The organism is Kitasatospora sp. NPDC094019, assembly GCF_044764505.1.
Lineage (GTDB): Bacteria > Actinomycetota > Actinomycetes > Streptomycetales > Streptomycetaceae > Kitasatospora.
In genome coordinates, this window is the sequence record NZ_JBIWIF010000004.1 from 91,320 (window position 1) to 117,668 (window position 26,349).

Sequence of the window (26,349 nt, forward strand, 5' to 3'; positions counted from 1 at the left end):
GGGGTCGGCTGCCGTCCGGTGCCGCATCCCGCTCGCTTTCGTAATTCGATCGTACGGCGGCCGGAGTGGCGGAACGAGGGCCAACGGCCCCGAGAGAACCCGGAGATCACCCCGAGCCCGAACCCCGGGTGAACCCGGCCCCGACCTCGGGGAACGACCCCCACGAAGCGTCGACCGGGCCCCCGCGACACCCACGCCGCACTCCCGGCGGCGGCCCGGCGGCCCGCCGTCCCCGGCCTCAGACCGGCCAGGACTCCCGGCGCCAGGCGGCGTCCCAGAACATCCACTCGTACCGGGAGGTGGTGACGAAGTGCTCGACCACCCGGCGCCGCTCGGTGGGGGAGATCTCCTCGCCGAGTCGGTCGGTGAGCGCCAGCACCCGCCGCACCACCGACTGGAACGCCTCGTCGCCGTAGGTGGCGATCCACTTCGCGTAGAGCGGGTCGGGGGAGCCCTCGGCGAGCAGTCGCTCGCCGACCCGGGCGTAGATCCAGTAGCAGGGCAGCACGGCGCCGACCGCCTCCGCGAAGGAGCCGCCGTAGACCGTGGCGAGCAGGTAGCTGGTGTAGGCGCGGGTGGTCGGCAGCACCGGTTCGGCGGCGGCCTCCTCGGCGGTGTCGCCGAAGGCGTCGAGGAACTCGGCGTGCATGCCCTGCTCGGCGGCCAGCGCGCCGATCGCGTCGTCCGCGAAGGCCCGCACCTCCTCCTCGCCGGGGGCCCTGGCCGCGCAGACGGCCAGCGCGCGGGCGTAGTCGCGCAGGTAGTGCGAGTCCTGCACGACGAAGTGGCGGAACGCCTCCCTCGGCAGGGTGCCGTCGGTGAGACCGGCGATGAAGGGGTGATCGAGGATCTCGGCGTAGACCGGCTCGATCGCCGCCCAGAGTTCTTCCGTCAGGCTCAGGCTCATGTCCCGACCCTAACCGGCCGTCCGAACAGCCCGACCCGGCCCCGCTCCGCTCCCGGTTCAGTCCTCCGGCGGGGAGAACACCACCAGTACCCGCAGTTCCTCGGTGATGTGGTGGAAGCGGTGCGGGGTGCCGGCCGGCACGTGGACGACGGTGCCCCGGCCGACGGTGGCGGTCTCGTCCCCGACCGTCAGCTCGGCCCGGCCGCTGATCACCTGGTAGATCTCGTCCTGGTCGTGCGCGGTCTGGGTGTCGGTGTCGCCGGGGGCGAGCGCGTAGAGGCCGGCCGACATCCGGGGCTCCCGCAGGAAGCGCAGGTACGCCCCGTCGTTGGCGGCACGCTCGGCGTCCAGACGGTCCAGCCGGAACAGCTTCATCGGGGAGCACCCCTTCTCGTACGGACCTCGAACCACCGGCATTCAACACCACCGCGACACCACCGCGCTGCCCGGAGCACCGTCACCCCTTGACCGACCTGGGACGCTGGCCCCATGAAGGGTTTCGTCATCAAGACACTGATCAACGCGGCGGCCATCTGGGTCGCCGCCTGGATCGTCCCCGCGATCTCGCTCACCGGGGACGACTGGAAGCACAAGACGCTCACGGTGATCGCCGTGGCACTGGTCTTCGGCGTGGTCAACTGGCTGATCAAGCCGGTGGTGCAGCTGTTCTCCCTCCCCCTGTTCATCCTGACCCTCGGCCTGTTCACCTTCGTGGTCAACGCGCTGATGCTGTGGCTCACCTCGTGGGCCTCGGACAAGCTCGACCTCGACTTCAAGGTCGACGGCTTCTGGGCCGCGCTGTTCGGCGCGCTGATCATCAGCCTGGTGTCCTGGGGACTGAGCCTCGCCCTCGACGACGACTGAGCGCGAACGCCACCGCCCCGCGTGCCGGCGCCGCCGCCCGGCACGCGCTCACCACCCCGCCCCGCCCCGCACGCCCCGCCCCGGCCCGCACGGCCCGGACGGCCGCAACCGGGGCGGGGCGCGTTTCGGCCGGTCCGGGCTGCGGGAGACTCCCGCACAACGCTCCAGCCCCGGAGGTCGCCATGCGCACCCCGCCCCGCCCCGTCGTCAAGCGCACCGCCCGGGCGATCGTGCTGGAGGTGGACCCGAACGACCCGTACGGCACGGCCTCGCTGATCCTGATCAGGCGCACCCGCCCCGGCTCCCCGCACCCGTACTGGATCACGCCCGGCGGGGGTGTCGAGCGGAGCGACCGCACCGTGGTCGAGGCCCTGCACCGCGAGGTGGACGAGGAGCTCGGCGGCAAGGTCGTCGACGTGGTCCCCGCCTTCGTGGACACCATCAGCCACACCCACCACGACGACGGCAGCCTGCTCCACCCGCACGGGGTCAAGGTGCAGCACTTCTTCGTCTGCCGGCTCGCCTCGATGGACCTCGACCGCCGGCACGGGCCCGAGGTGGACGAACCCAACGGCGCCTACGAGGTGGTGCGGGTCCCGTTCACCCGCGAGGGCGTGACCTCGGTCAATGTGGTGCCGCCCGCCCTGCGGGCCTACCTGGCCGCGAACATCGAGGGCGTCCGCGCCCTGCTGGCGCCCGATCTCGGCTGACCCCGCCCGGCGGCGCGGTTCACGGCGCGGCCAGGTCACCGACCAGGTCGTGCCGGATCCGCTCGGCCGGCAACCCGGCCCGCAGCAGCACCCCGCTCGCCCGCCGGACCATCGCGGGCGGGCCGGACAGGTAGGCCGTCCGTCCGGTCCAGGGCCCGAAGCGGGCGACGGCCTCCGGGAGTTCGCCCGCGAGCAGGCCCGCGGCGGCGGCCTCCGCCGTCCCGGCGCCGGGGCCGGACAGCACCGCGCGCACGGTCAGCCAGTGGTGCCGCTGCGCCAACTCCCGCAGCGCCGCCAGGTCGTACAGCTCGGCGGGGGTACGCGCGCCGTGGAACACCTCCACCGAGCGGCCCCCGGCGCCGCGCCCGGCGACCTCCTCGACCAGGGCCCGCAGCGGCGCGATCCCGGTGCCGCCGCCCACCAGCAGCAGGTCTCCGTGGTCGGTGTCGTCGAGGGTCATTCCACCGACCGCCGGGCCGAGCCGCAGCAGGTCCCCGGGCGCGGCCCGGTGCACCAGCGCGTTGCTCACCCAGCCCGCCTGCACCGCCTTGACGTGGAAGGTCAGCAGGCCGTCCGGCCGGGGCGCGGAGGCGAACGAGAAGTGCCGCCAGACCCGGGGCCACCAGGGCGTCTCCAGGCTGGTGTACTGCCCGGCGCGGTAGGGGTACGCCTGGTCCGGGCGGACGGTGATCACCGCGACGTCGGGCGTCCGGCGCTCGTGCGCCACCACTTCGCCCTGCCACCAGGCCGGCGAGGTGCGGGCGGCCTCCTCGGAAGCCTCGATCATGATCGACGAGACCAGCCGGTACACCCGTCGCCAGGCCAGTTCGGTCTCGGCGTTCCACCGGCTGCCCGCGTACTTGGCCAGCGCGGCCACCAGGCACTCGCCGACGGGTCCGTAGTGGCCGGTCAGTGTGCCGTAGCGGCGGTGGCCCCGGCCCAGCGCGCCCAGGTGGGCCCGCAGGCCCTCCGGGTCGCCGGCGCCGCGGGCGGCCGTCAGCAGGGCGCGGAACAGCCGGTCGCGCTGGACGTCCATGGCGGCCGGGAAGAGCGCCCTGATCTCGGGGTGGCCGAGGAAGATCAGCGCGTAGAAGTGCGCGGTGGCCCGGTCCGCGACCGGCTCGACCACGGCCAGGCTGGTCCGGATCAGCTCGATGTCCCTTGCCGTGGGCGGCAGTTCGGCGGCGGCCCGGGGATCGGGCGCCGCGGCGGGCGACAGGGCCGGACCACAGGCCCGCGACGCGGTCCCGTCCGGTGGCGCGGCCTCCGCCGGTGGCGCGGCCCCGTCGAGGGTGCGCAGCGCCCACGCGCGGGACCACTGGTCGCCGGGTCCGGCCCAGTTGAGACCGGGTGCGCTGGTGAACAGCGGCTCGATCACGGGGCCGCCGGTCGCCGCCGCGGGCGGGGCCGGGACGGCGGGCGGTTCCGCGGGCCGGGGCGGGACGACCGGCGCCGGCGGGACGACGGGGGGCGCGGCCGGCGGCTCCGGCGGCAGCGGCCGGACGGACTGCAGCGGCACCACGGGCCGGACCGGCCCGGTCGCGATCGGCTCCGGCAGTACCGGCCCGGTCACGGGCGGACCGGCGACGGGCGGACCGGCCACTACCGGCCAGGGCACCAGAGGCCCGGGCTCCACCGGCCCGAACACCGGCGGTGCGAACACCGGCGGCAGGTCCGGCGAGGCCGGCGGCGCGGGCGGTACGACGTCCGCCACCGCGTCCGCCGTCGGGCCCGCCGTCGGGCCCACCCCGGCCGCCGCCCCCTGCGCGTCCGTCCCGGCGTCCGGCACGGCGTCCGGCACGGCGTCCGCCCCGGTGTCCGGCGCGGTCTCGGACAGGCCGGGCACGGCCGAGGCCGCCACCGAGCCGTGCCCGGTACGGACCAGAAGTGTTCTGCGGGACTTCACCGCAACGTTTCGAGTACCCAAGAGAATCGTTTCGCCTCCGGCCGGCCTACGCCACCACCTGGCTTGTCTCTGTTGACGCCCAGGAAGCGTGGCATGCCCGAAGTGCTCATCCGACAAATAGCGTGAAGCCCGGACACCCGCCCCCCGGACGCGCTACTCTCCCCGCCGCGCTCGCCCTGGGTGTCGGTTCCACCACCCAGGGCGATCGGGGTCGCCGGCCGGAACGCCGGCTCAGAGCCGCCGCAGCAGTACGCCCGGCTGCTCGACACAGTCCGCGACGAACCGCAGGAACCCGCCCGCGGTACCGCCGTCGCAGACCCGGTGGTCGAAGGTGAACGACAGCTGGGTCACCTCACGGACCGCCAACTCGCCCTGGTGGACCCAGGGTTTGGCGGTGATCCGGCCCACCCCGAGCATCGCCGCCTCCGGGTGGTTGAGGATCGGGGTGGAGCCGTCCACGCCGAACACCCCGTAGTTGTTGAGGGTGAACGTGCCGCCGGTCAGCTCGGCCGGGGCGATCGCCCCGGTTCGCGCCGCCTCGGTCAACCGGCCCAGTTCCTCGCCGAGTTGCTCGGTGGTGAGGCGCTGCGCGTCCCGCACCACCGGGACGACGAGACCGCGCTCGCCCTGCGCGGCGAACCCCAGGTGCACCGCGGAGTGCCGCAGGATCCCCGAACCGTCCTCGGTCACGCTGGAGTTGAGATCCGGAAAGCGCTCCAGCCCGACCGCGCAGATCCGGGCGAGCAGCGCCAGCACGCTCACCTTCGGCCCCGGCACGGCATTCAACTGCCGCCGCAGCGCCATCAGTTCGGTGGCGTCGGCGTCCACCCAGCAGGTCGCGGCGGGGATCTCCCGGTGGCTGCGGCCGAGCTTCTCGGCCACCGCCTTGCGCAGCCCGCGCAGCGGGACGACCGTGCCGGCGCCGGAGGGCACCGCCGCCGGACCCGCCGAACCCGCCGACACGGTGGCCGGGGCGGCCGCAGTGGCGGGCGACGCGGCGACCTTGGCGGCGACCGCCCGTTCGACGTCCGCCCGCATGATCAGGCCGTCCGGGCCGCTGCCCGCGACCGCCGCCAGCTCCACGCCCTGTTCCCGCGCCAGCCGCCGCACCAGCGGCGAGATCACCGCGGGCACACCGCCCGCGACGACCGAAGCCACCGCGGCCACCGGCACCGGAGCGGCCACCGCGGCCGCAGGAGCCACCGGCACCGGAGCGGCGACCGGTGCCGGAGCCCGGGTCACCGGAGCCGGAGCCCCGCCGCCCCCGACCCGGCGCCGTCGCCCGCCCCGGTCCGGCTCGGCGACCCCGTACCCGACCAGCGGCCGTTCCACGGCCGCCGCCCGCTCCACCACCGGCACCGCCGCCAGCGGCCGCTCACCCTCGCCCGGCGACACCGCGACCGTCACCAGCGGCGCGCCGACCAGGACCTCCTCACCGACCACGCCGAACAACGCGGTGACCACCCCGCCGTAGGGACAGGGCACCTCGACCACCGCCTTGGCGGTCTCCACCTCCACCACCGGCTGGTCGATCGCGATCACCTCGCCGACCTCGACCAGCCAGCGCACGACCTCCGCCTCGGTGAGCCCCTCACCGAGGTCGGGCAGGGTGAACTCGCGCACGACGGGCATCATCCTCAGTCCTCCCACTGCAGCCGGGCGACCGCGTCCAGGATCCGGTCCACCCCGGGCAGGTGGTGGTGCTCCAGCATCGGCGGCGGGTACGGGATGTCGAAGCCGGTGACCCGCAGCACGGGCGCCGCCAGGTGGTGGAAGCAGCGCTCGGTGACCCGGGCGGCGATCTCCGCGCCGGTGCCGCCGAAGCCGGTCGCCTCGTGCACCACCACGGCCCGGCCCAGCGAGCGCACCACCCGGCAGACCGTCTCGTCGTCGAACGGCACCAGGGTGCGCAGGTCCAGCACCGCGAGGTCCCAGCCCTCGGCCCTGGCCACCTCGGCCGCCTCCAGGCAGACCGGCAGCGACGGGCCGTAGGTGATCAGCACCGCGGAGGTGCCGGTCCGGCGCAGCACGGCCGTCCCGATCGGCTCGACCGGGACGGCCGGGTCGAACCCGTCCTTCCCCCAGTACATCCGCTTGGGCTCCAGGAACACCACCGGGTCGTCCGAGGCGATCGAGGCCCGCAGCAGCCCGTACGCGTCGGCCACCGTGGCGGGCGTCACCACGTGCAGGCCGGGGGTCGAGGCGTAGTACGCCTCGGAAGCGTCGCTGTGGTGCTCGACGCCGCCGATGCCGCCGCCGTAGGGGATCCGGACGGTGATCGGCATGGGCAGCCGGCCGGCGGTGCGGTTGCGCATCTTGGCGACGTGCGAGAACAGCTGCTCCAGCGCCGGGTAGGCGAAGGCGTCGAACTGCATCTCGACCACCGGCCGCAGCCCGTACATGGCCATGCCTACGGCGGTGCCGAGGATGCCGGCCTCGGCCAGCGGGGTGTCCAGGCAGCGGTCCGGGCCGAACTCGGCGGTCAGCCCGTCGGTGATCCGGAAGACGCCGCCGAGGGCGCCGACGTCCTCGCCGAGCACGTGCACCGCCGGGTCCTCGCGCATGGCGTCGCGCAGCGCCGCGTTGAGCGCCTGCGCCATGCTGGAGGTCCGGGCCGGGGCGGCGGCGGGGGCGGCAGGGGGGACAGCGGTCGTCATCAGGGCTGCACCTCGGCCTCGGCGGCCAGTTCCTCGGCCAGCCGCGCCGCCTGCTCGCGCAGCTGCGGGGTCGGCTCGGCGTACACATGGGCGAACAGGGACATCGGGTCGAGCCCGGGCTCCGCGTGGAACTCGGCGCGCATCCGGGCCGCGAGCGCCTCGGCCTCCTCGGCCGCGTCCCGGACCAGGTCGTCGTCCAGCACCCGGAGCTCGCGCAGCGCGCGCTCCATCAGCAGGATCGGGTCGTGCTCGCTCCAGGCCGCGACCTCGTCCCCGGTCCGGTAGCGGGTGGCGTCGTCGGCGTTGGTGTGCGCCTCGACCCGGTAGGTGAGCGCCTCGACCAGGGTCGGGCCACCGCCGGTGCGGGCCCGCTCGACGGCCTCGGCCAGCACCGTGTGCACGGCGGGCGCGTCGTTGCCGTCGACCAGTCGGCCGGGCATCCCGTAGCCGACGGCCTTGTGGGCCAGGGTCGGGGCGGCGGACTGCGCGCTGAGCGGGACGGAGATCGCGTACCCGTTGTTCTGGACCAGGAAGACCACCGGGGCGCGGAGCACGGCGGCGAAGTTCAGCGCCTCGTGGAAGTCGCCCTCGCTGGTGCCGCCGTCGCCGAGCATGGCCAGCGCGACCGCCGGCTCGCCGCTCAGCCGGGCGGCGTGGGCCAGGCCGACCGCGTGCGGGCCCTGGGTGCCGAGCGGGGTGCAGAGCGGCGCGGTCCTGGTGGCCCGGGGGTCGTAGCCGGTGTGGGCGTTGCCGCGCAGCAGGGTGAGGGCCTCCAGCGGGTCCACGCCGCGGGAGACCACGGCCAGGGTGTCGCGGTAGCTGGGGAAGAGCCAGTCGCGCTCGTCGAGCACCAGCGCGGCGGCGACCTGGCACGCCTCCTGCCCGGTCGAGGCCGGGTAGACGGCGAGCCGGCCCTGCTTGGTGAGGGTGGTCGCCTGCTGGTTGTAGCGGCGGCCGACCACCAGGCGGCGGTACAGCTCGCGGAGCAGCGCGGGATCGTACTTCTCCAGCGCGGGCGTACCGAGGACGCGGACCGGAGCGGGGTCCGGGAGCAGCGGCGCCGGGTCGGTGCGGGGGGCGGTGGCCCCGGGCAGCCAACCGGGCACGGCCGTGTGGTGTCTGTGGTCGAGAACGGTCATCTCGGGGCACCTCCAGGGGTGGCGGGGGCTCCCTACCGATTGTTCGGTCGTCTGTTCATCTTGACCAGAAGCGTGCGAAGGTGGTGGACAATCGGCCCGGGTGGCGGTCGACTGGTGGCATTGCGTCCAATCGTCGGGGGTGGGGGGTCATGTCGGCTGAACAGATGTCCAGACTCGACCGGGTCGACCGGGCGATCCTGCGGCTGCTGCAGCAGGACGGCCGCGCCTCCATCCGCTCGGTGGCCGAGCGGGTGCACGTGTCCCGGGCGAACGCGTACGCCCGGATCTCCAGGATGGTCGAGGACGGCGTGATTCGCGGCTTCACCGCCCGGGTGGACCACGAACGGGCAGGTCAGGGGGCTTCCGCCTACATCACCCTGAAGATCGTGCAGAACTCCTGGCGGACGGTGCGGGAGCAACTGCTGGCCCTGCCGGGGGTCGCGCACATCGCGCTGGTCGGCGGCGACTTCGACGTGCTGCTGCTGGTGCACACGGCCGACAACCACGCCCTGCGGGAGCTCGTGCTCAACCGCATCCAGTCCATCCCGCAGGTGCTCGGCACCCGCACCATGCTGGTCTTCGAGGAGACCGACCAGGTCCCGCCGGACTGACCGCGGGAGGGGGTCGCGCAGGCCCGGATCCGCCCTACCGCGTCCGGAGCCCGGAACCCGGAACCCGGGGCGCCCGGAGGCCGTCGAAGGCCAGGTGGACCACCGCGTCCGCGACGCCGTCGGCGGCCTTGAGGCCCGGCCGGTACCACTCCACGATCGAGTTGATCATGCCGAAGAGCAGCCGGGTGGCCAGCCGGGGCTCGACGTCCGCCCGCAGCGCGCCGTCCGCGACGGCGGCCCGCAGCAGCTCCGCCACCTGGTGGTCGAAGTCCCGGCGGCGCTCCAGCGCCCACAGCTCGGTGGCCGTGTTGCCGCGCACCCGCAGCAGCAGGGTCACATAGGGCAGCTCCGCGAGCAGCACCTCGGCGGTGCGCCGCACCACGTGCTCCAGCCGCTCCACCGCCGGTCCCCCGACCGCGCCCGGCTCGGCCAGGATCCCGAACAGGCCGTCCAGCGCCCGTCCCACGGCCAGCCGGAGCAGTTCCTCCTTGCCCCGCACATGGTGGTAGATCGAGGACTTGGAGATCCCGGCCGCGCGCGACAGGTCCTCCATCGACGTGCCGTCGTACCCGCGCTCGTTGAACACGTCGACGGTCACCGCGAGCAGGGACTCCACGGTGTAGGCGGTGCGCGGGGTGTGATCGGCCATTCTCCGAGTATCCCGCCCCGCCCGGCCCCGCCCGCGCCCGGGCCCCCGGTCCGCACCGGAGTCCGACCGCGTCCGGCCCCTTGGTCCACACCAAAGCCCGACGGCACGCCCTAGACTCGGCGGACGATCCGTCCGAGGCCGAGCAGGTGGGGAAGTCGCATGAGCGCAATACCGGCAGTCGAATCCGATCTGCCCGAACAGCGCAGCGACGAGGCGACGACCGGACCCGCCCTCGACTGGCGTGAGCGCGCCCGGGGGCTCGTCCTGCGCTTCGGCCCGGCCGTGTGGTGCTACGCCGTCCTGAAGCTGGTCGGCTTCACCGTCTTCATGAAGCTGCTCTCCTTCTCCGGGGACTACCTGAAGAAGCACCCCCGTTTCGGCGGCGGCGCCAACCCCTGGGACGTGCTCGCCAGCTGGGACGGCTGGTGGTATCAGCAGGTCGCCCAGTTCGGCTACCACCCCGCGCTGGTGACCGTCCCGAACGGCGTCCCGGGCTTCACCGTCGAGCAGAACTCGGCCGCCTTCTTCCCGCTCTACCCGGGCCTGATGCGGCTGGTCTCCGAGGTGAGCCCGTTCGGCCTGTACGGCGCCGGGATGATCGTCTCGGTGATCGCCTCGCTGTTCGCCGCGGCCGGCATCTACGCCGTGGTGGACCGGATGGCCGGCCCGCGCGCGGGCGTGATCGCGGCCGGCCTGTGGGCGATCGCCCCGGGTTCGGGCGCCGAGTGGGCGCTCTACTCCGACTCGCTGTTCATCGCGCTGGCCGCCTGGTCCTGCTACTGCGTGATGAGCAAGCAGTGGCTGGCGGCCGGGGTGCTCACCCTGGTCGCGGGCCTCAACCGGCCCACCTCGGCGGCGCTGATCGGCGCGGTCGGCCTGGCCGCCCTGGTGGAGCTGTACCGGCGGGAGAGCGGGGTGGCGCGCCCGCTCACCGCGATGCTGCTGGCCCCGCTCGGGCTGCTCGGCTACGTCGGCTGGGTGGGCTGGCGGACGGGCGAGTGGGGCGGCTACTTCACCCTCCAGCACGACGCCTGGCTGCACTACTTCGACTGGGGCCAGGGCACCTGGGCCGCGATCCGCGGCGTGCTGCTGGGTCGCAACGACTACCCGTTCGCCTGGCACACGGCCGACATGCTGGCGACGCTGATCGTGCTGAGCCTGCCGGCGCTGATCGTGCTGCTGTTCCGGCTGCGCCCGCCGCTGGTGCTGACCGCGTACACCCTGGCCACCATCGTCTCGGTGCTCGGCAGCCTGGGCATCTTCGGCAACACCTCGCGCTACCTGCTGCCGGCCTTCCCGCTGCTGATCGCGCTCGCGGTGGCGATGCGGAAGCTGAGCTGGCCGGTGCTGGCGGCGGTGCTCGGCACCGGGGCGGTCGCCTCCGGCTGGTACGGCGGGTACGTGATCTTCGAGCTGGGCATCCCGTAACCCCCGCGGTTCCCGTCGCCCCGGGGGCGCGTCCGGTCCGGACGCGCCCCCGGCGTTCTTCCCCGCCCCCGTGCGCTCCGGCGGTCCGGTCCCGTCCGCCCTCTTGAGCCGACCGATCGTTCGGTTACTCTGTGACGTGTCCCGTCCTCCCCTCTGAGGAGCGCACACCATGTCCGCAGCGGTCACCCACCCCCTCGTCGCCGAACTCGTCGAACGCCACCGGGCCACCCTGGCGGCCGCGGTCGACGCCGCCGCCGAGCGCGACTACTGGTCGCCCTATCCCGAGTTCCCGAAGGCGTACGGCGAGAGCGCCGCCGCGGACGGCCGGGCCGCCTTCGAGGCCCTGCTGAACCGGCCGTTCGAGCTGCCCGGCCACCCCACCGACGGCGACCTCGTCGGCGGCGAGGTCTCCCCGTACGGCGTCGAGCTCGGCATCGGCTACCCGCACGCCGGACCGGACGCCCTGATCGCCGCGCTCTCCGCCGCCCGCCCGGCCTGGGCCGCCGCCGACCCGATCACCCGCGCCGCGGTCTGCCTGGAGATCCTGGCCCGGATCAACGCCCGCTCGCACGAGTTCGCCAACGCCGTCATGCACACCACCGGCCAGGCGTACGCGATGGCCTTCCAGGCCGGCGGCCCGCACGCCCAGGACCGCGGCCTGGAGGCCGTCGCCTACGCGTACGCCGAGCAGACCCGGCTGCCGCGGAGCGCCGGCTGGACCAAGCCGCAGGGCAAGCGCGACCCGCTGGTGATGACCAAGGAGTTCACCGTCGTCCCGCGCGGCCTGGCGCTGCTGATCGGCTGCAACACCTTCCCCACCTGGAACGGCTTCCCCGGCCTGTTCGCCTCCCTGGCCACCGGCAACCCGGTGCTGGTCAAGCCGCACCCGCGGGCCGTGCTCCCGCTGGCGCTCACCGTCCGGACCGCCCGCGAGGTGCTGGCCGAGGCCGGCTTCCCCGCCGACCTGGTCTGCCTGGCCGCCGAGCACGAGGGCGGCACCGTGGCCCGGACCCTGGCCGTCCGCCCCGAGATCAGGCTGATCGACTACACCGGCTCCACCGCCTTCGGCGACTGGCTGGAGGAGCACGCCAAGCAGGCCGAGGTCTACACCGAGAAGGCCGGTGTCAACACCGTCGTCGTCGACTCCACCGCCGACTACAAGGGCATGCTGAACAACCTGGCCTTCTCGCTCTCGCTGTACAGCGGCCAGATGTGCACCACCCCGCAGAACCTGCTGATCCCCCGCACCGGGATCGACACCGACCAGGGCGCCAAGTCCTACGACGACGTGGTCCGCGACCTCGCCGCCGCCCTGGAGGGACTGCTCTCCGACGACGCCCGCGCCGCCGCCGTCCTCGGCGCCGTGGTCAACCCCGGCGTGCTCCAGCGCTCGGCCGCCGCCGCCGGCGGCGAGTACGGCGAACTCGCGCTCGCCCCGAGGGCCGTCGAGCACCCGGAGTTCCCCGGCGCGACCGTCCGCACCCCCGCGCTGGTCAAGCTGGACGCCGACAAGCCGGACGACCGCGCGGTGTTCCGCGCCGAGTGCTTCGGCCCGGTCTCCTTCGCCGTCGCGGTCGAGAACACCGCCGCCGCCGTCGAACTGCTCCGCGACACCGTCCGCGTCCAGGGCGCGATGACCGCCTCCGCCTACACCACCTCCGCCGAGGTCGAGGCCGCCCTGGTCGGGGCCGCCCTCGACGCCGGCGTCTCGCTCTCCCTCAACCTCACCGGCGGCGTGTACGCCAACCAGACCGCCGCCTTCTCCGACCTGCACGGAACCGGCGCCAACCCGGCCGCCAACTCCGCCTACTGCGACGGCGCGTTCGTCGCCAACCGGTTCCGCACCGTGGAGATCCGCCGCCACGGCTGAGCCCCGCGACCGAGCCGTGCCGCCCTCCCGGCGGCCCCGCTCCTCCGGTCCCCGGCCACCCGCCGGGGACCGGAGATTCACAACGTCACTCCCGGGAAGCGATGATGGGGGCCGGGGAAACGCCACACACGGCGTCCAGCCGCTGAGCACCGGGAGCTGACACATGACCGACAAGCAGACCGTCACCGACGTCATCGTGGTCGGCGCCGGGCCGACCGGCCTGCTGCTGGCCGGCGACCTCGCCGCCGCCGGCCTGGGCGTCACCGTACTGGAGAAGCGCGCCACCGAGTCCGACCTCACCCGGGCCTTCGCCGTCCACGCCCGCACCCTCGAACTCCTCGACGCCCGCGGCCTCGCCGACGAGCTCATCGCCACCGGCCGCCCGGTCGAGGCCCTGAAGGCGTTCAACCGGGTCCGGATCGACCTCGGCCACCTGCCGACCCGCTTCCCGTTCGTCCTGCTGACACCGCAGTACAACACCGAACGCCTGCTCCACGACCGGGCGGTGAAGGCCGGCGCGACCCTCCTGCGCGGCGCCGAGGTGACCGGCCTGCGGCAGGACCCCGACGGCGTCACCGTCGAGACCGTGCGGGACGGCGCCACCAGCACCCTCCGGGCCCGCTACGCGGTCGGCGCCGACGGCGTCCACTCCACCGTCCGCGACCTGCTCGGGCTGCCCTTCCCCGGCGAGTCCGTGGTCGACTCGGTGCTGCTCGCCGACGTCCGCCTGGAACGCGAGCCCGAGGACGGCATCGCCGCCGGCGCCGACGACAACTGCTTCGCCCTGCTGGTGCCGTTCGGCGACGGCTGGTACCGCGTACTCGCCCACGACCGCGCCGAACACGCCCCCGACGGCACCGCGCCCGGACTCGACCTGCTCGCCGACATCACCCGCCGCGCCCTCGGCGAGGACCACGGACTGCACGACGTCCGCTGGAGCTCCACCTTCCACAGCGACGAGCGACAGGTCCCCGACTACCGCTCCGGCCGGGTGTTCCTCGCCGGCGACGCGGCCCACTGCCACTCCCCGGCCGGCGGCCTGGGCATGAACACCGGCCTCCAGGACGCCGCCAACCTCGCCTGGAAGCTCGTCTCCGTCCTGCGCGACCGGGCCGACGGCAGCCTGCTCGACAGCTACCAGACCGAACGGCACCCGGTCGGCCGGACCGCCCTGCGCGCCTCCGGCGCGATGATCCGGGTCGCGCTCGCCCAGAACGCCGCCACCCGGGCCCTGCGCGGCGCCCTGGTCCAGGTCGCCGGACGGGTCGACGCCGTGGTCGACCGGGGCGCCCGCACCGTCTCCGGCCTCGGCATCTCCTACCCCGCCCCCAAGGACGCCCACCCGCTGGTCGGCAAGCGCGTCCCGGACCTCCGGCTGACCGGCCTGGAACCGCCCCGCGAGGACGGCCCGGCCGCACCGCAGCGGCTCTACGAGGCCCTGCGGGCCGGAAAGTTCGTCCTGGTCAGCAATGACGAGGTGACGGCCGCCGACCCGTGGCGGGACCGCCTGGTCGCGGTCGCCCCGGCCGACCCGCACGGAAAGCTGCGCGACACCGTGCTGCTGATCCGCCCGGACGGCTACGCCGCCTGGGCCGCCGTCGACCCGGGGGCCGGTGAGCTGCGCGCCGCCCTCACCGAGTGGCTCGGCGAAGCCTGACCCGCCCGCGCGGCCCGGGGGAGCGACGCCCCCGGGCCGGCGCCCGGCCGGCCCCGGGCCACCGCCCGGACCACGGCCCGGGCCACGGCCCGACTACGGCCGGGCCTTCTCGTAGTGCCGGGCCGCCTTGGCCCGGTTCCCGCACACGGCCATCCGGCACCAGCGGCGCCGGCCGTTCTGCGAGGTGTCGAAGAAGTGCAGGATGCACGCCTCGTGCGCGCACTTCTTGATCCGTTCCGGCCCCCGCGCCAGCAGCCCCAGGAAGTCGTCCACCACCAGCCAGGCGGCCAGCCGGCCCGGCTCGTCCACCTCGATCCGGTCCACCGGCCCGGCCGCCGAAGCCTCCCGCCGGACCCGCCCGTGCCGCAGCACCGCGTCCAGCCCCGCCAGCGCGCCGGCCCCGGGCACCCCGCCCGCGTCCAGCTCCCGGACCGCCGCCGCGACCGCCTCCCGGGCCTCCCGCAGAGCGGCCAGCCCGGCCTCGTCCGCCGGGCAGCGCCCGGCCAGCCCGGCCGTGGAGAGCCAGATCGCGAAGCCGTCCGGCTCGGCCAGCAGGTCGTTGACCGGCTCACCGGCCCACCGCGTGTTCAGCAGGTCGAGCGCGAGCGGCTCGCCGAGCAGCGGGCGCGGGTCCCGCGGGTCTGCTGTCGGCTCGGTCATCGGCACTCCCTCGCTCTCGGCCGGTCCCCGAGTCTACGTCGGGCCCCCTTGCCGGGACCGCTGGCCGGAACCTGCCGGTACCGGACCGGAACGCACCACCCGGCCGGGAAAGGGCCCGTCTGTTTCCGCACTGTTTCAAGATCGCTCACCTTGCGGTACACCCCCCGTGACCACTGTCATACGCACGACTGATGACGTAGCCTCTCGACCGTGCATAGGGTTCCCCACAGCTCGGCGAGGCCGTTGACGGCGCGTTCCGGCGCCGTACCGGGTCTGCCGAACCCGCTCGGTGGGGAAGGTAACCACATGGCCTCACAGCATCCCCAGGACGCACGACTCAGACTGGTCGGGCCGGACGCGGTCGCGCCGGCGTCCCGGCCGCCCGTGCCCCCGCTGTCGCCCGCGCCGACGCCGGGGCGTCCCAGCCCGACCGGCGGCTTCGCCGACACCCTGCACGTGGCGATCGAGGCCAGCGGCCTCAGCCTGGACCGGATCCGCGCCGCCCTCGCCCAACGGGGCGTCAGAGTCAGTGTCACGACGCTGAGTTACTGGCGCCGCGGCCGCAGCCAGCCCGAACGGGCCAGCTCGCTGCGCGCCGTCCACCTGCTGGAGGAACTCCTCGGCCTGCCGCACTCCACCCTGTCCGCGCTGCTCGGTCCGCCGCGCCCGCGCGGCCGCTGGGCCGCCAGCGCCGGCGCCAGCCACCTGCGGCTGGAGGACGTCTGGCCGGGCGAGCAGCAGATCGCCGACGTCTTCGCCGAGCTCGACGCGCCACCGGCCGGCGAGCTGGAGCGACTCTCGGTCCACGACTCGTACTTCGTCGACGCCGACCGGCGCGGCAACCTGCTGCGGATGCGCCAGGTGGTCCGCGCCACCGTGTCCGGGGTGACCCGCTGTCTGGTGGTGCACAAGGCCGACGAGGAGGCGACCGGCTGCCCGGAGATCACCGGCGTCCGGCACGGCCGGCTCGGCCGGGTGCGACGCCGCCCGGACACCGGCCTGATCGTCGGCGAGGTGATGCTGGACCGCCCGCTGGGCCTCGGCGACAGCACGGTCTTCGAGTACGAGGTGGAGATCCCCTCCGGCGGCGCCGAGACGACGGAGTACAGTCGCCGCTTCGCCACGCCGGTGCGCGAGTACGTGCTCCAGGTCCACTTCGACCCGGCCACCGTGCCGGTGCACTGCGAGCGCTACGACCGTGACCCGGGCGCGGACGTCGACCGCCGCCGCGAGCAGCTCTGGATCGGCGCCTCCGCCAGCGCCCAGATCCTCGCCCCCGACCAGCAGCCGGGCCACATCGGCGCCCGGTGGGAGTGGGAGTAGCCGCACTCCGGCCCGCCACCCGCGTACTCGGCGCCCGCGCTCCGGACGCCCGCGCGCCCGCCCTCCGGCACCCCACACCCCCTTGTTTGTCATGGCACAGCCATGATCGGAAATTCTAACCATTGAAACCACCTGCACTGGTTGCCTCCTTCCAGACTAACCACTACTGTCGCTAGTAACGGTTAGATGACGGCGCCCCGAGGCGCCCGACCACGGGAGTGATCAGGCATGTCCGGCACCATCAGCAGCACCCTGCAGACCGGCCACGTGGGCCTGAACGTCACCGACCTCGACCGGTCCACCGCCTTCTACCGGCGCGGCCTCGGCCTGGAACTGGTCGCGGAGGGCACCGACCCGCAGCGCCCCTACGCCTTCCTCGGCCGCGACGGGCGCCCGGTGCTCACCCTCTGGCAGCAGAGCGAGGGAGACTTCGCCACCGCCGCCCCCGGCCTGCACCACCTCTCCTTCCAGGTCGACTCGCTCGACGAGGTCCGCGCCGCCGAGGCGCTGCTGCGCGAACTGGGCGCCACCTTCGCCTACGACGGCGTCGTCCCGCACCGCGAGGGCGCCGCCTCCGGCGGGATCTTCTTCACCGACCCGGACGGCATCCGGCTGGAGATCTACACCCCGGCGGGCGTGGACACCACCGACGCCGAGGCCCCCACCGCCTCCGCCCCGACCTGCGGCTTCTTCTAGGAGGTCTTCGCACAAGAGGTCTTCGCAGAGCCCTCCAGGACTTTGCGAAGTGGCTCTTCGCAAAGCGACGAGCCACTTCGCAAACACCGCCCCAGGACACACCGCACGGGGTCTTTGCAAAGACGCGCCACCCCCACGCCGCACGGCACAGGCACTTTGCAAAGTCCCCCCACCACGCACGGCGGCGGGACTTTGCAGAACACCCCCACACCGTCCGGCCAGGCCCGAAGGAGGCACCCGTCATGACCGCCACCGGCACCACCACCCCCTACCACGCCGGCGAACGGGCCGTGCAGGCCCGGGCCGGCCGGACCGACCGGGCGGACCACTCCGGCCGCGCCGTCGGCAGCACCGTCCCCGCCGTGGCCGCCCGCTTCCTGACCGAGCGGCGGATGCTGGTGGTCGGGGCGGCCGACGCCGACGGCAGGCTCTGGGCCACCCAGCTCAGCGGACCGGCCGGCTTCCTGCGCGCGCCCGACGAACGGACGGTCACGGTGGCCGCCCACCCGACCGAGGCCGACCCGCTGGCCTCCGCCCTGGCCGGCCCCGCCGAGGTCGGCACCGTGGCCCTGGACCCGGCCGCCCGGCGCCGGATGCGGGTCAACGGCCGCTCCGCACCGGACGGCCGCGGTGGCCTGGTGATCACCGCCGAGCAGGTCTACGCCAACTGCCCGAAGTACATCCAGCGCCGCCACCCGGTGGACCGCCCCGGGGCCGGCGCCCCGCACCGGGTGGCGGCCGGCCCGCTGCTGAGCACCGCCCAGCAGCTGCTGCTGAGCACCGCCGACACCTTCTTCGTCGCCACCGCCGGACCGGACGGCCGGACCGACGCCTCGCACCGGGGCGGCAACCCCGGCTTCCTCCGGGTCCTCGGCCCGGACCGGCTGCGCTGGCCCGACTACGCGGGCAACAGCATGTTCATGACCCTGGGCAACCTGGAGCTCGACCCTCGGGCCGGACTGCTCGTCCCGGACTGGGAGACCGGCGGCGCGCTGCTGGTCACCGGCGAGGCCAGGACGGACTGGTCCGACCCGGCCGCCGCCGGCCTGCCGGGCGCCGAACGGGTGGTCGACCTGACCGTCACCGGAGTCGTCGAGCTGGCCGACGCCACCCCGCTGAGCTGGACCGAACCCGAGTACTCACCCGCCAACCCGCCGCCCTCCGCACGTTCCGTCAGCTGACGGACAAACAGCCCGACGAGCCGCCAAGCCGGCCGGGCACGAGGCCCGACGGACCACCGACCCACCGCCCGCCCCGCCCCCGGACCGACCGCTGGCCCCCTCCCGCGCCACGCCCGGGATACCGGACGACCATCACCCGCGCGGAGCAACCCACCGCGCCGACCAGGTGTCAGCTTTGGGACTTTTGTCCGTATGACACCCGGTGTCGCCCCGGAAGAGGAACGTGCTGTCGCACCGTCAGCGGCCCGCCGGACACCTCCCTCACCGGGAGAAGGAGGCGGAGCATGACCACAACCGGCCGACCGGCCCCGTTGCTGCGGTTCGACGAGGTCGAACCGGACGAGGACTGCATATGCGGCGGCTGCGGCGCCCGCCGCCGCGCCCGGCTGCACGCCGCACCGGTGCACGAGGGCGGCCACGCGGCTGCCCGCAGCGTCCGCCGCCGGGCCGCCGTCCTGCTGGCCGCCGTCGGCACCGCGCTCGGCGGCGGCACGGCCGGGGCCGCCGCCGCGGCTCCCGCTCCGGCCCCGACCCCCGGCGGCCCGACCGCCCCCCGCGGCGACACCCCGCAGGGCGAGGTCGGCGGCCTCTACGGCGAGAGCGCCGCCGACGACCGGACCGCCGACGCCCAGCCGGTCACCCGGTCCGCGATCATCGAGCGGGCCCAGCGCTGGGTCGACCAGAAGGTCCCGTACAGCATGAGCCGCTACTGGTCGGACGGGTACCGCCAGGACTGTTCCGGCTTCGTCTCGATGGCCTGGGGGCTCGGCAGCAGCCAGACCACCTGGACTTTGCCGGACTTCGCCGAGCGGATCACCAAGGCCGAGCTCCAGCCCGGTGACGTCCTGATCCACAACGACCCGGCCAGTCCCCGGGGCGGTTCGCACGTCACGGTCTTCGGCGGCTGGACGGACTCGACCCGCACCCGCTACCTCGCGTACGAGCAGACGTCCCCGGGCGCGACCAGGCGCGTGACCCCGTACGCCTACTGGTCCAACTCGGCCACCTACCTGCCGTACCGCTACAAGGCGCTGACCACCGGCGGGGGCAGCGGTGACAGCGCCGCGGCCGCGGCGTTCCCGGGGGTCGACAAGTTCGGTCCGGGCGCGGACAACGCCTATGTGACCAGGCTCGGCGAGATGCTGGTGCGGCGCGGCGGGGGCCGGTTCTACACCGAGGGGCCGGGGCCGCGCTGGAGCGAGTCGGACCGGCGGGCCACCGAGGCGTTCCAGCTCGCGCAGGGGTGGCGCGGCGGTGAGGCGGACGGTCTCCCGGGCAAGGACACCTGGGACTACCTGGTCAACGGCAAGGGCCGGGACATCGACGCCGCCCAGCTGCCCCCGTCCCCGTCTCCGCCCCCACCCCCGGACGCGCCCCCGGCCCCGGCCCAGGACGGCGTCCCGCTGGCCTTCCCGGGCCCCGGCGCGTTCGGCCCGGGCGCGGTGGGCGAGGCGGTCGAGCGGCTGGGCGCGCAACTGGTCCGCAGGGGTTTCGGCGACAGCTGCACCGAGGGACCGGGCCCGCGCTGGACGGAGGCCGACCGGAGCGCCGTCCGGGCGTTCCAGGAGTCGCTGGGCTGGAGCGGCGCCGAGGCCGACGGCTTTCCCGGGCCGGACACCTGGCGGCTGCTGTTCTCCTGACCCGGCCGGGCCGGGAGGGCGGCCGCCGGTCGGGAGAACAGGACGGCGACCGGGTCAGCCGGTGGCGCCGGGCGGGCGCCCCGACATCCAGTGGAACAGCCCCATCGCCACGCTGGTGGCCAGGTTGAAGCTGGAGACCCCGGGCCGCATCGGCACCGCGACCAACCGGTCGGCCCGCGCCCGCAGCTCCGCCGAGACGCCGTGCCGCTCGGTGCCGAAGGCGAGCACCGCGTCGTCCGGGAAGGCCGTCTCCCGGATGTCGGTGCCCTCGGGGTCGAGGACGTGGAGCGGGCCGGGCGGCAGTTCGGGCAGGGTCAGCCGCTCGACGGCGGTGGCGAAGTGCAGGCCCGCGCTGCCGCGGAGCACGGCGGGGTGCCAGGGGTCGAGTTCGCCGGTGGTGACGACGCCGGCGGCGCCGAAGCCGGCCGCGAGCCGGATGACGGCGCCGACGTTGCCCAGGTTGCGCGGGTTCTCCAGCAGGACGACGGGCGCGGGCCGGGGCCGGACGGCCAGCGCGGCGCGGTTGGCCTCGGCGGTGGGGCGCACGGCCAGGGCGATCACCCCGGTCGGGTTCAGCCGGGGTGCGAGGGTGCGCAGCGCGGTCTCCGGGAGTTCGACGGCCAGCGCGTCCAGTGCCGGGGCGACGTCCGGGGCGAGTTCGGCGGCCAGCGCGAGCAGCGCGGCCCGGTCGGTGGTCAGCACCTGCCGGACGGCGCCGCCGAACCGCAGCGCGTGCTTCAGCGGGTGGAAGCCGTCCAGGAGGACGGCCCCGGGCTCCTCGGCGCCGGTCCGCCAGGCGCGCAGCAGTTCGTCGTTCACCGGGCTCACTCTGCCATCCCGTCGCCGCCGGGCTCCCCGGGTCGTGCGGCGGCCGTGATCACCTGCTCGAACGACAGCGGCCCGGCGCCGCGCACCGCGTCGCCGTCCGCGTCAGCCACGTCACCGGCACCGTCCGCGCCGCCCGGCCGCAGGCCCGCCAGGGCGAGGTCGAGGTGCCGGTGGACGAGCGTGCCGTCGGCGTCCAGTGCGACCAGGCCGCCGGGCAGCGGCCGGGAGACCCGGACGCAGAGCAGCACCAGGTCGCCCGTGCCGATGTCCGTCCGCAGTTGTCCGGCGTCCTGGGCGGCCCGCAGCAGGGCCTCGGCCTCGGCGACGGCCTGGGAGCGGGCGGCGACCAGTTCGGCGTCGACGACCAGGTGTTCCAGCAGTGCCCCGATCGCCGCGCCCATCCGCAGGTCGGCGGCGGCGTGGGCGAAGCGGCGCAGGGCCCGGTAGGGGTCGGGTTCGGCGGCGCGGGCCTGTCGGGCGGCCTCGGCGAGCCGGGTGAGCAGGTCGGTGACCAGGGCCCGGACCAGCGCCGTCCGGTCGGGGAAGCGCCGGTAGAGGGTCCCCGGACCGACGCCGGCGCGACGGACCACGGCGTCGAGCGGGGCGTCCGGGCCCCGCTCCAGGAAGACCTCGCAGGCGGCGTCCAGGATCCTGCGTCGGCTGCGTTCCGCGTCGGCCCTCATCACAACCCCTTAACCGGAGAGCTTTTCTCCCCCTATGCTAGCGTCAGCAGAGACGGAGAAAATCTCTCCGCTTAAGTCGGGCATCCTCCGAGGAGCAACGCCATGACGACCACCACCCCCCTGCGCGTCCGCACCGACATCGACGGCGTCCGGCACGACCGCGCCGCCGTCCTCGGCTGGGAGCTGGAGCGCGGCCGGGCCGCCCTGCGGCTGCTGAAGCAGCGGCTGGGCGACGACCTCACCCGCGCGCTGCTGGCCCCCGACACCGCCGCCGCCGACGCCGCCATGGCCGGCTGGCTGCGCGCCTCCGGCGGCCGGTGGCGCGCGGCCGTGACCGAACTGACCGCCACGGGCATCGACGCCGCGACCTTCCTCGCCTGGTGGCAGGGGCGGCTGCACGCCCCCGACCGGGCCGCCCTGCTCGCCGCCAACCCCGAGCACTACCTGGCCGACTCGACCGGCGACACGGTGGAGATCGTCGAGACCGTCGGCGGCGGCCCGCTGCGCTTCTTCCTGCGCTTCCACCCGACCCCCGCGACCCCCCGGTACCCGGTCCGGATCGGCGGCACCGGCCACCTGGCGGACGGCTCCGAGGCCCTGCGGGTGATGCACGAGTTCGCCGACTCCCCCGAGGGCCTGCGGATCCGCCTCACCGTCGAGTTCCCGGCGGCCGCCCCGGCCGAGCTGTCCACCGGTCACCAGTGGCACTTCGCGTGCGAGTTCGCCAACTGGCTGGAGGCCGCGGCCGGAGAAGCACCCTGACACCCGCCCGGCGTCGCGCGGCCGGAGAAACGCCCTAACGCCCCGTCGGCTCCGGCTCGCGCCGCTCGGCGGAGGCCGCCGTGCCGCCGCCCCGCAACGCCCGCTCCAGGTCCTTCAACGCCTGGAGCAGCAGCCTGGTCCCGGCCCGCACCACGTCCCGCTGCACCCCCGGCGGCGCGTCGGAGAGCTGCCGCTCCAGCCGTTCCTGGGCCTCCCGGACGGCGCCGAACTCCACCGGCCGCCCGGTCAGCAGCGCGCCCGCCGCCAGCGCGGTGGCGAGCCGCAGCTCCTCGGCGAACTCGGCCGCCCCGGGCACCGGCTCGGCGTCGGGCCCGGGCAGGTGGGCCTCCAGCAGGACGGCGACCCGCCCGAGATGGCCGACCGCCGCCCGGGCCCGGTCCAGCTGCCGACGGCTGACCCCGGGCAGGCCGGAGGCGTGCCGGCCGGGCTCGGCGTCGGCCCGCTGCATGGCCTGGAGCAGTTCCGAGCGCGCCTCCCGGGAGTCCAGCAGCGCCCCGCGCACCGCCCGCCCGCGCGGGGCGGCCGGCCGCTCGTAGACGGCGAGCGCCTCGGCCGTGTACCGCCCGGCGGCGGCAAGCCACTCGGCCAGCCGCTCGCCGAGCCGGGCGGTCTGCCAGGTGGGGAAGAGCGCGTAGACCAACAGCGCGACCGAACCGCCGAGCAGGGTGAGGCCGACCCGTTCCACGGCGGTGACGAGCGGGTTCCCCTCCTGGAGGCCGAGCAGGAAGACCGCGTAGGAGGAGATGCAGGCGGTGATCACGGCGTAGCCGGTGCGGAAGGTCAGATAGGCGCCGCCGATCGAGAGCACGGCGAGTGCGGCCAGCACCCATTCCCCGGGCCGCGCCAGCTGCACCACCAGGGTGGAGACCGCCACCCCGACCGAGGTCCCGGCCAGCCGGGCCACGCCCCGGCTGTAGGTCTGGGCGAAGTCGGGGCGCATCACCATGGCGGCGGTCATCGGCGCCCAGTAGCCGTGTTCGAAGCCGGCCAGCCGGGCCAGCAGATAGGCGGCGGTGACCACTCCGGCCAGCCGGACGGCGTGCTGGAAGACCGCCGACCGCGGCCGGAACTGCCGCCGCACCGCGCGCAGCGCCGTCGGCAGCATCCGGATCAGCGGCGGCTTGCGCAGTGCTCCGCCCGGTTGGACGACGGGGGTGTCGATGGTGTCCTCGGCGCCCCGGTCGAGGGCGTCGGCGGCGCCGCGGAGCAGCCCGGCCAGCCGGCGGGCGGCGCGGCGGGCGGCGCCGCGCAGTTCCGGCCCCTCGGTCCGGGCGACCAGGGTGAGGGCCGGGGCGGAGGAGGGCAGCCGGAGCGGATCGCCGGTGCGGATCGCCCGGGCGAGGGCGTCCATCGCCTCGGCGGCGGCGGCCAGGACCTCGCGGGCGCGGTCGCGTTCGGGGCCCTCCTCGGGGGCGCCGATCTTGGGGTCGGCGATCGCCGCCAGGGTGGGCCTGATCCGTTCCGCGAGGCCGCGCAGCCCGCGCAGTTCGGGCGGGCGGTGCCGGTCCTGCCAGGGGGTGAGGGCGGCGGCGTGGCGGGCGGTCATGAACGGGGCCGGGTCGATGTGCGCGGTCGGGTCCTGGCGCAGCCGCCGGGCGTAGTCGGCGAGTTCGGCGTAGGTGTCGGCGAGCGCCTCGCGCTGGGCGGTCCAGCTGCCGATCGGCCAGACGGTGATGACCAGGGCCTGGACGGCGCCGCCGAGGGCGCAGACGAGTCCGTGGCCGAGCGCGGTGAGCGGGCTGACCGGCAGCTGGACCACGATCAGCATCACCGAGAGGGTGTTGGCGGCGACGATCCCGGCGGTCGGCCCGATCGCCCAGGTGAGTCCGGCGCCGAAGGCCCAGACCGCGAGCAGCACCGGGAAGGCTCCGGGGACGCCGACGGCGAGGTAGCCGAAGAACGTGCTGACACCGAGTCCGGCGCCGGCGGCGACGGCGAGGGTGGCCCGGGGGCGGAAGCTGCGCTGGAAGGTCGCGGTACCGGCGATGAACGCGCCCATCGCGGCCGAGGTGGCGAGCCGGGCGTCGCCGAGGGCCAGGGTCGGGAAGAGGACCAGGGCGACGGCGACGGCCCCGCGCACCGCCCGTTTGGGGTCGGTGAGCGCCCGGTCGACGGTCAGTCCGGTCCGCGCGGTGTCTCGAAGTGCGGCGAACCAGGACATAACGGTCAGCTTAGTGGCGCCCTCCGCGGCCGGATCCGCGCGACCCGCGCCCCGGCCCAGCAGAGCGCCGCAGTCGGCAGGAACACCGCGTCCGCCGCGATCATCGCCAGTGAGAACACCGGCAGCCCGAGCAGCACCGCGATCCCGACGTGCTCGGCCATCATCACCACCAGCAGCGCGTTCTTGACCCTCCGGTCGACCAGCGTGAACGGGAAGCCGACCTGGAGCAGCACTGTCCCGTAGGTGATCAGGAACACCGGCAGCAGCGCCCCGCCGACCAGTCCGGACAGCCCCGGCCAGGGCGTGAAGTAGTCCAGGTGCAGCGGGTAGTACAGCGCGGTGCCGTCCTGCCAGCGCGAGCCCTGCACCTTGTACCAGCCCGCCGTGGCGTAGATCAGCACCACCTCGACGGCGATCACCAGCATCGCGCAGTTGTGCACCATGGTCGCCAGCGCGTCCAGCACCGCCCGGGTCTCGCCCTCGGGTGCCAGCCGTTCGGCCAGCCACCACAGCCCGGCCACCGCCCACAGCCCCCAGAACAGCGGCGCCCAGCCGACGTACGGGAACCCGGGGGCCGTCCAGTCCAGGCTCGTCCCGGCGAAGCCGCCCAGCTGGCAGACCAGCAGCACCGCTCCGAGCAGTGTCCAGAGCGGCACCCCGCTCCGCCCGTACGCGCCCCGGCGGGCGTCCAGCGACCACACCTCGGCGCACCGGGTGAAGACCAGGTAGACCGCCATCAGGTGGACGATGTTGTCGCCGCCGTCGCCGAGGAAGACGTTGCGGTTCTGCAGCGACAGCACGGTGACCAGGAACAGCACCGTGCTGGCCCTGGTCCGCCAGCCGAGCAGGACGGCGAGCGCGGCGAGCACCGCCAGGTGGTAGACCAGCTCGAACCAGAGCCGGCCGCCGAACCAGGGCAGTACGGTCAGGGCCCGGTTGTCGGCCAGCAACCGCTGGGCCAGGTCGAGCGACCAGGGCGAGGTGTCGCCGTACAGCAGCCGCCGGTTGGGCCACTCCCGCAGCAGGTGGGCCAGCCAGACCAGCCCGAAGCCGATCCGGACCGCCGCCGCCTGGTACCGCCCGAGCACCCGCCCGGTGAACACCGCGGCCGCCCGGCCGGGCAGCCCGGTCAGCCAGGCCGCCCCCGGCCGCCGGGTGCCGGCGGGCGCGTCGTCGGGCGCGCCGCCGTCCTCCGGGCCGGGCTGCCGGGGGATCCCGGCCACCACCGCGGCCGCGGCCGCCGCTGTCGCAGCCGCCGCGTCCCCGGCCGCACCGCCCGCACCGGCCACTTCCCCGACCGGAACCGCTCCGCCCGGCCCGCCGGGCACCGCCGCGCTCACCGCAGCCCCCGCAGGTCCTCGGCCTTCACCGGCCACCAGGGCAGCTCCCGCACCTTCGGCGCGGCGGGCGCCGCCTCCTCGCTCCACGCCGGCGGCGCGACCGTCGTACTGGTCACCCGCAGCTCGACCGCCACCACCGGCCGGCCGTCCACGCTCGGCCCGATCCGCTGCACCGCGATCCGCTTCAGGTACTCCTCGGCGAGCGCCCCGCGCGCACCGGTCGTCGACTCGTCCTGGGCGCTGTGCGAGCCGTCGTAGAAGTCCCACGCGCGCCGCAGCAGGTTCTGGTCCGCGTGGCTGGGCGCCGGATTGCCCCGGATCGCGGCGATGTCCTGCGCGGTCAGCCCGACCCACGCGTGGATCCGCGCCTCCCCGTCCGGCGACTCGGTGCGCACCCGGGCGTCCACGGCGACGTTCTGCTGCAGCGGATTGGGCGCGAACAGCTTCCAGTTCTGCTCGAACTCCGGATAGATCAGGCCGTCCACCTGCTCCCGGTACTCCCGGGACAGCGAATTGGCGGGCGCCACATGCAGGAAGACCGCGCCGAGGAAGAGCCCGGTGGCACCGGTCAGCAGGGCCCCGGCCACACCCAGGACGACCCGCGCGGGCGTCGACCAGGGCCGGCGGACGGGCGGCGGGTCCGTACTCTCGGCCAT

At 75.0% G+C, this 26,349-nt stretch carries 24 protein-coding genes; 11 read left to right on the forward strand and 13 right to left on the reverse strand.

Going from position 1 to position 26,349, the window contains the following annotated elements:
- Window positions 1–238: 238 nt before the first annotated feature.
- Both tenA and ACIQ9P_RS10555 read right to left on the reverse strand, forming a co-directional pair.
- Window positions 239–907 (reverse strand): thiaminase II, encoded by a 669-nt coding sequence (tenA, locus tag ACIQ9P_RS10550; protein WP_320438441.1) that lies wholly within the window; start codon window positions 905–907, stop codon window positions 239–241.
- Window positions 908–964: 57 nt separating this feature from the next.
- Complete coding sequence (locus tag ACIQ9P_RS10555; RefSeq protein ID WP_402352958.1) at window positions 965–1,282, reverse strand: cupin domain-containing protein; 318 nt, start codon at window positions 1,280–1,282, stop codon at window positions 965–967.
- Between the two features lie 114 nt (window positions 1,283–1,396).
- Here ACIQ9P_RS10555 and ACIQ9P_RS10560 point away from each other — a divergent pair, with 114 nt between their 5' ends.
- Entirely contained in the window at window positions 1,397–1,771 is a 375-nt protein-coding gene (locus ACIQ9P_RS10560; protein WP_402352961.1) for a phage holin family protein, read from the forward strand.
- A gap of 182 nt (window positions 1,772–1,953) precedes the next feature.
- Window positions 1,954–2,481, forward strand: coding sequence for an NUDIX domain-containing protein (locus ACIQ9P_RS10565; RefSeq protein ID WP_402352964.1), 528 nt, complete (start codon window positions 1,954–1,956; stop codon window positions 2,479–2,481).
- 19 nt (window positions 2,482–2,500) lie between these two features.
- Here ACIQ9P_RS10565 and ACIQ9P_RS10570 read toward each other — a convergent pair whose 3' ends face one another.
- From ACIQ9P_RS10570 to pdhA, 4 genes are all read right to left on the reverse strand, one after another.
- Complete coding sequence (locus ACIQ9P_RS10570; RefSeq protein ID WP_402352966.1) at window positions 2,501–4,387, reverse strand: globin domain-containing protein; 1,887 nt, start codon at window positions 4,385–4,387, stop codon at window positions 2,501–2,503.
- 231 nt (window positions 4,388–4,618) lie between these two features.
- Window positions 4,619–6,019 carry a dihydrolipoamide acetyltransferase family protein gene (locus ACIQ9P_RS10575; protein WP_402353890.1) on the reverse strand — a complete coding sequence of 467 codons (1,401 nt, stop codon included), beginning with the start codon at window positions 6,017–6,019 and terminating at the stop codon, window positions 4,619–4,621.
- Window positions 6,020–6,024: 5 nt separating this feature from the next.
- Entirely contained in the window at window positions 6,025–7,047 is a 1,023-nt protein-coding gene (locus tag ACIQ9P_RS10580; RefSeq protein ID WP_402353893.1) for an alpha-ketoacid dehydrogenase subunit beta, read from the reverse strand.
- The gene (gene pdhA / locus ACIQ9P_RS10585) at window positions 7,044–8,183 is read right to left on the reverse strand and encodes a pyruvate dehydrogenase (acetyl-transferring) E1 component subunit alpha (protein ID WP_402352969.1); all 1,140 of its coding nucleotides are present in this window, start codon (window positions 8,181–8,183) and stop codon (window positions 7,044–7,046) included. Before pdhA ends, ACIQ9P_RS10580 begins: the two co-directional genes overlap by 4 nt.
- Before the next feature lie 164 nt (window positions 8,184–8,347).
- On the opposite strand from pdhA, the gene ACIQ9P_RS10590 reads away from it, so the two are divergent.
- Window positions 8,348–8,794: an Lrp/AsnC family transcriptional regulator gene (locus ACIQ9P_RS10590; RefSeq protein ID WP_078879731.1), complete on the forward strand. Its 447-nt coding sequence runs from the start codon at window positions 8,348–8,350 to the stop codon at window positions 8,792–8,794.
- A gap of 34 nt (window positions 8,795–8,828) precedes the next feature.
- On the opposite strand, the gene ACIQ9P_RS10595 is transcribed toward ACIQ9P_RS10590, so the two are convergent.
- Window positions 8,829–9,443, reverse strand: coding sequence for a TetR/AcrR family transcriptional regulator (locus tag ACIQ9P_RS10595; RefSeq protein WP_402352972.1), 615 nt, complete (start codon window positions 9,441–9,443; stop codon window positions 8,829–8,831).
- Window positions 9,444–9,602: 159 nt separating this feature from the next.
- Here ACIQ9P_RS10595 and ACIQ9P_RS10600 point away from each other — a divergent pair, with 159 nt between their 5' ends.
- From ACIQ9P_RS10600 to ACIQ9P_RS10610, 3 genes are all read left to right on the forward strand, one after another.
- Window positions 9,603–10,871 carry a glycosyltransferase family 39 protein gene (locus ACIQ9P_RS10600; protein WP_402352975.1) on the forward strand — a complete coding sequence of 423 codons (1,269 nt, stop codon included), beginning with the start codon at window positions 9,603–9,605 and terminating at the stop codon, window positions 10,869–10,871.
- Between the two features lie 169 nt (window positions 10,872–11,040).
- Window positions 11,041–12,741, forward strand: a complete 1,701-nt coding sequence (gene paaN / locus ACIQ9P_RS10605; RefSeq protein ID WP_402352978.1) for a phenylacetic acid degradation protein PaaN — start codon at window positions 11,041–11,043, stop codon at window positions 12,739–12,741.
- Window positions 12,742–12,904: 163 nt separating this feature from the next.
- Window positions 12,905–14,398, forward strand: coding sequence for an FAD-dependent monooxygenase (locus ACIQ9P_RS10610; RefSeq protein ID WP_402352981.1), 1,494 nt, complete (start codon window positions 12,905–12,907; stop codon window positions 14,396–14,398).
- Between the two features lie 93 nt (window positions 14,399–14,491).
- Here ACIQ9P_RS10610 and ACIQ9P_RS10615 read toward each other — a convergent pair whose 3' ends face one another.
- Complete coding sequence (locus tag ACIQ9P_RS10615; RefSeq protein ID WP_402352984.1) at window positions 14,492–15,058, reverse strand: CGNR zinc finger domain-containing protein; 567 nt, start codon at window positions 15,056–15,058, stop codon at window positions 14,492–14,494.
- A 306-nt stretch (window positions 15,059–15,364) separates the two neighbouring features.
- On the opposite strand from ACIQ9P_RS10615, the gene ACIQ9P_RS10620 reads away from it, so the two are divergent.
- From ACIQ9P_RS10620 to ACIQ9P_RS10635, 4 genes are all read left to right on the forward strand, one after another.
- Window positions 15,365–16,381, forward strand: a complete 1,017-nt coding sequence (locus ACIQ9P_RS10620; RefSeq protein WP_402352987.1) for a hypothetical protein — start codon at window positions 15,365–15,367, stop codon at window positions 16,379–16,381.
- A gap of 228 nt (window positions 16,382–16,609) precedes the next feature.
- On the forward strand, window positions 16,610–17,077 hold the full coding sequence (locus tag ACIQ9P_RS10625; RefSeq protein WP_402352990.1) for a VOC family protein: 468 nt from the start codon (window positions 16,610–16,612) through the stop codon (window positions 17,075–17,077).
- Between the two features lie 242 nt (window positions 17,078–17,319).
- A complete protein-coding gene (locus tag ACIQ9P_RS10630) occupies window positions 17,320–18,258 on the forward strand; it encodes a pyridoxamine 5'-phosphate oxidase family protein (protein WP_402352993.1) in 939 nt (312 codons plus the stop codon).
- A gap of 284 nt (window positions 18,259–18,542) precedes the next feature.
- Window positions 18,543–19,898, forward strand: a complete 1,356-nt coding sequence (locus tag ACIQ9P_RS10635; protein ID WP_402352996.1) for a peptidoglycan-binding protein — start codon at window positions 18,543–18,545, stop codon at window positions 19,896–19,898.
- A 54-nt stretch (window positions 19,899–19,952) separates the two neighbouring features.
- On the opposite strand, the gene ACIQ9P_RS10640 is transcribed toward ACIQ9P_RS10635, so the two are convergent.
- The gene (locus ACIQ9P_RS10640; RefSeq protein ID WP_402352999.1) at window positions 19,953–20,717 is read right to left on the reverse strand and encodes a TrmH family RNA methyltransferase; all 765 of its coding nucleotides are present in this window, start codon (window positions 20,715–20,717) and stop codon (window positions 19,953–19,955) included.
- 5 nt (window positions 20,718–20,722) lie between these two features.
- Window positions 20,723–21,409, reverse strand: a complete 687-nt coding sequence (locus ACIQ9P_RS10645; protein ID WP_402353002.1) for a TetR/AcrR family transcriptional regulator — start codon at window positions 21,407–21,409, stop codon at window positions 20,723–20,725.
- A 102-nt stretch (window positions 21,410–21,511) separates the two neighbouring features.
- Between ACIQ9P_RS10645 and ACIQ9P_RS10650 the strand changes: the two genes are divergently transcribed.
- Window positions 21,512–22,171: a hypothetical protein gene (locus ACIQ9P_RS10650; protein WP_402353005.1), complete on the forward strand. Its 660-nt coding sequence runs from the start codon at window positions 21,512–21,514 to the stop codon at window positions 22,169–22,171.
- 34 nt (window positions 22,172–22,205) lie between these two features.
- On the opposite strand, the gene ACIQ9P_RS10655 is transcribed toward ACIQ9P_RS10650, so the two are convergent.
- Genes ACIQ9P_RS10655 through ACIQ9P_RS10665 form a run of 3 tightly spaced genes read right to left on the reverse strand, consistent with a single transcriptional unit; the run spans window position 22,206 to window position 26,349 of the window.
- A complete protein-coding gene (locus ACIQ9P_RS10655; RefSeq protein WP_402353008.1) occupies window positions 22,206–24,353 on the reverse strand; it encodes an FUSC family protein in 2,148 nt (715 codons plus the stop codon).
- 5 nt (window positions 24,354–24,358) lie between these two features.
- A complete protein-coding gene (locus ACIQ9P_RS10660) occupies window positions 24,359–25,642 on the reverse strand; it encodes an HTTM domain-containing protein (protein WP_402353011.1) in 1,284 nt (427 codons plus the stop codon).
- 47 nt (window positions 25,643–25,689) lie between these two features.
- Window positions 25,690–26,349 carry a DUF5819 family protein gene (locus ACIQ9P_RS10665; RefSeq protein WP_402353014.1) on the reverse strand — a complete coding sequence of 220 codons (660 nt, stop codon included), beginning with the start codon at window positions 26,347–26,349 and terminating at the stop codon, window positions 25,690–25,692.

Excerpts from the sequence above, each read along its gene's own strand:
- tenA (WP_320438441.1), bottom strand. The coding sequence starts at position 907 with ATGAGCCTGAGCCTGACGGAAGAACTCTGGGCGGCGATCGAGCCGGTC.
- ACIQ9P_RS10555 (WP_402352958.1), bottom strand. The coding sequence starts at position 1,282 with ATGAAGCTGTTCCGGCTGGACCGTCTGGACGCCGAGCGTGCCGCCAAC.
- ACIQ9P_RS10560 (WP_402352961.1), top strand. The coding sequence starts at position 1,397 with ATGAAGGGTTTCGTCATCAAGACACTGATCAACGCGGCGGCCATCTGG.
- ACIQ9P_RS10565 (WP_402352964.1), top strand. The coding sequence starts at position 1,954 with ATGCGCACCCCGCCCCGCCCCGTCGTCAAGCGCACCGCCCGGGCGATC.
- ACIQ9P_RS10575 (WP_402353890.1), bottom strand. The coding sequence starts at position 6,019 with ATGCCCGTCGTGCGCGAGTTCACCCTGCCCGACCTCGGTGAGGGGCTC.
- pdhA (WP_402352969.1), bottom strand. The coding sequence starts at position 8,183 with ATGACCGTTCTCGACCACAGACACCACACGGCCGTGCCCGGTTGGCTG.
- ACIQ9P_RS10590 (WP_078879731.1), top strand. The coding sequence starts at position 8,348 with ATGTCCAGACTCGACCGGGTCGACCGGGCGATCCTGCGGCTGCTGCAG.
- ACIQ9P_RS10595 (WP_402352972.1), bottom strand. The coding sequence starts at position 9,443 with ATGGCCGATCACACCCCGCGCACCGCCTACACCGTGGAGTCCCTGCTC.
- ACIQ9P_RS10600 (WP_402352975.1), top strand. The coding sequence starts at position 9,603 with ATGAGCGCAATACCGGCAGTCGAATCCGATCTGCCCGAACAGCGCAGC.
- paaN (WP_402352978.1), top strand. The coding sequence starts at position 11,041 with ATGTCCGCAGCGGTCACCCACCCCCTCGTCGCCGAACTCGTCGAACGC.
- ACIQ9P_RS10610 (WP_402352981.1), top strand. The coding sequence starts at position 12,905 with ATGACCGACAAGCAGACCGTCACCGACGTCATCGTGGTCGGCGCCGGG.
- ACIQ9P_RS10615 (WP_402352984.1), bottom strand. The coding sequence starts at position 15,058 with ATGACCGAGCCGACAGCAGACCCGCGGGACCCGCGCCCGCTGCTCGGC.
- ACIQ9P_RS10620 (WP_402352987.1), top strand. The coding sequence starts at position 15,365 with ATGGCCTCACAGCATCCCCAGGACGCACGACTCAGACTGGTCGGGCCG.
- ACIQ9P_RS10625 (WP_402352990.1), top strand. The coding sequence starts at position 16,610 with ATGTCCGGCACCATCAGCAGCACCCTGCAGACCGGCCACGTGGGCCTG.
- ACIQ9P_RS10630 (WP_402352993.1), top strand. The coding sequence starts at position 17,320 with ATGACCGCCACCGGCACCACCACCCCCTACCACGCCGGCGAACGGGCC.
- ACIQ9P_RS10635 (WP_402352996.1), top strand. The coding sequence starts at position 18,543 with ATGACCACAACCGGCCGACCGGCCCCGTTGCTGCGGTTCGACGAGGTC.
- ACIQ9P_RS10645 (WP_402353002.1), bottom strand. The coding sequence starts at position 21,409 with ATGAGGGCCGACGCGGAACGCAGCCGACGCAGGATCCTGGACGCCGCC.
- ACIQ9P_RS10650 (WP_402353005.1), top strand. The coding sequence starts at position 21,512 with ATGACGACCACCACCCCCCTGCGCGTCCGCACCGACATCGACGGCGTC.
- ACIQ9P_RS10655 (WP_402353008.1), bottom strand. The coding sequence starts at position 24,353 with ATGTCCTGGTTCGCCGCACTTCGAGACACCGCGCGGACCGGACTGACC.
- ACIQ9P_RS10665 (WP_402353014.1), bottom strand. The coding sequence starts at position 26,349 with ATGGCCGAGAGTACGGACCCGCCGCCCGTCCGCCGGCCCTGGTCGACG.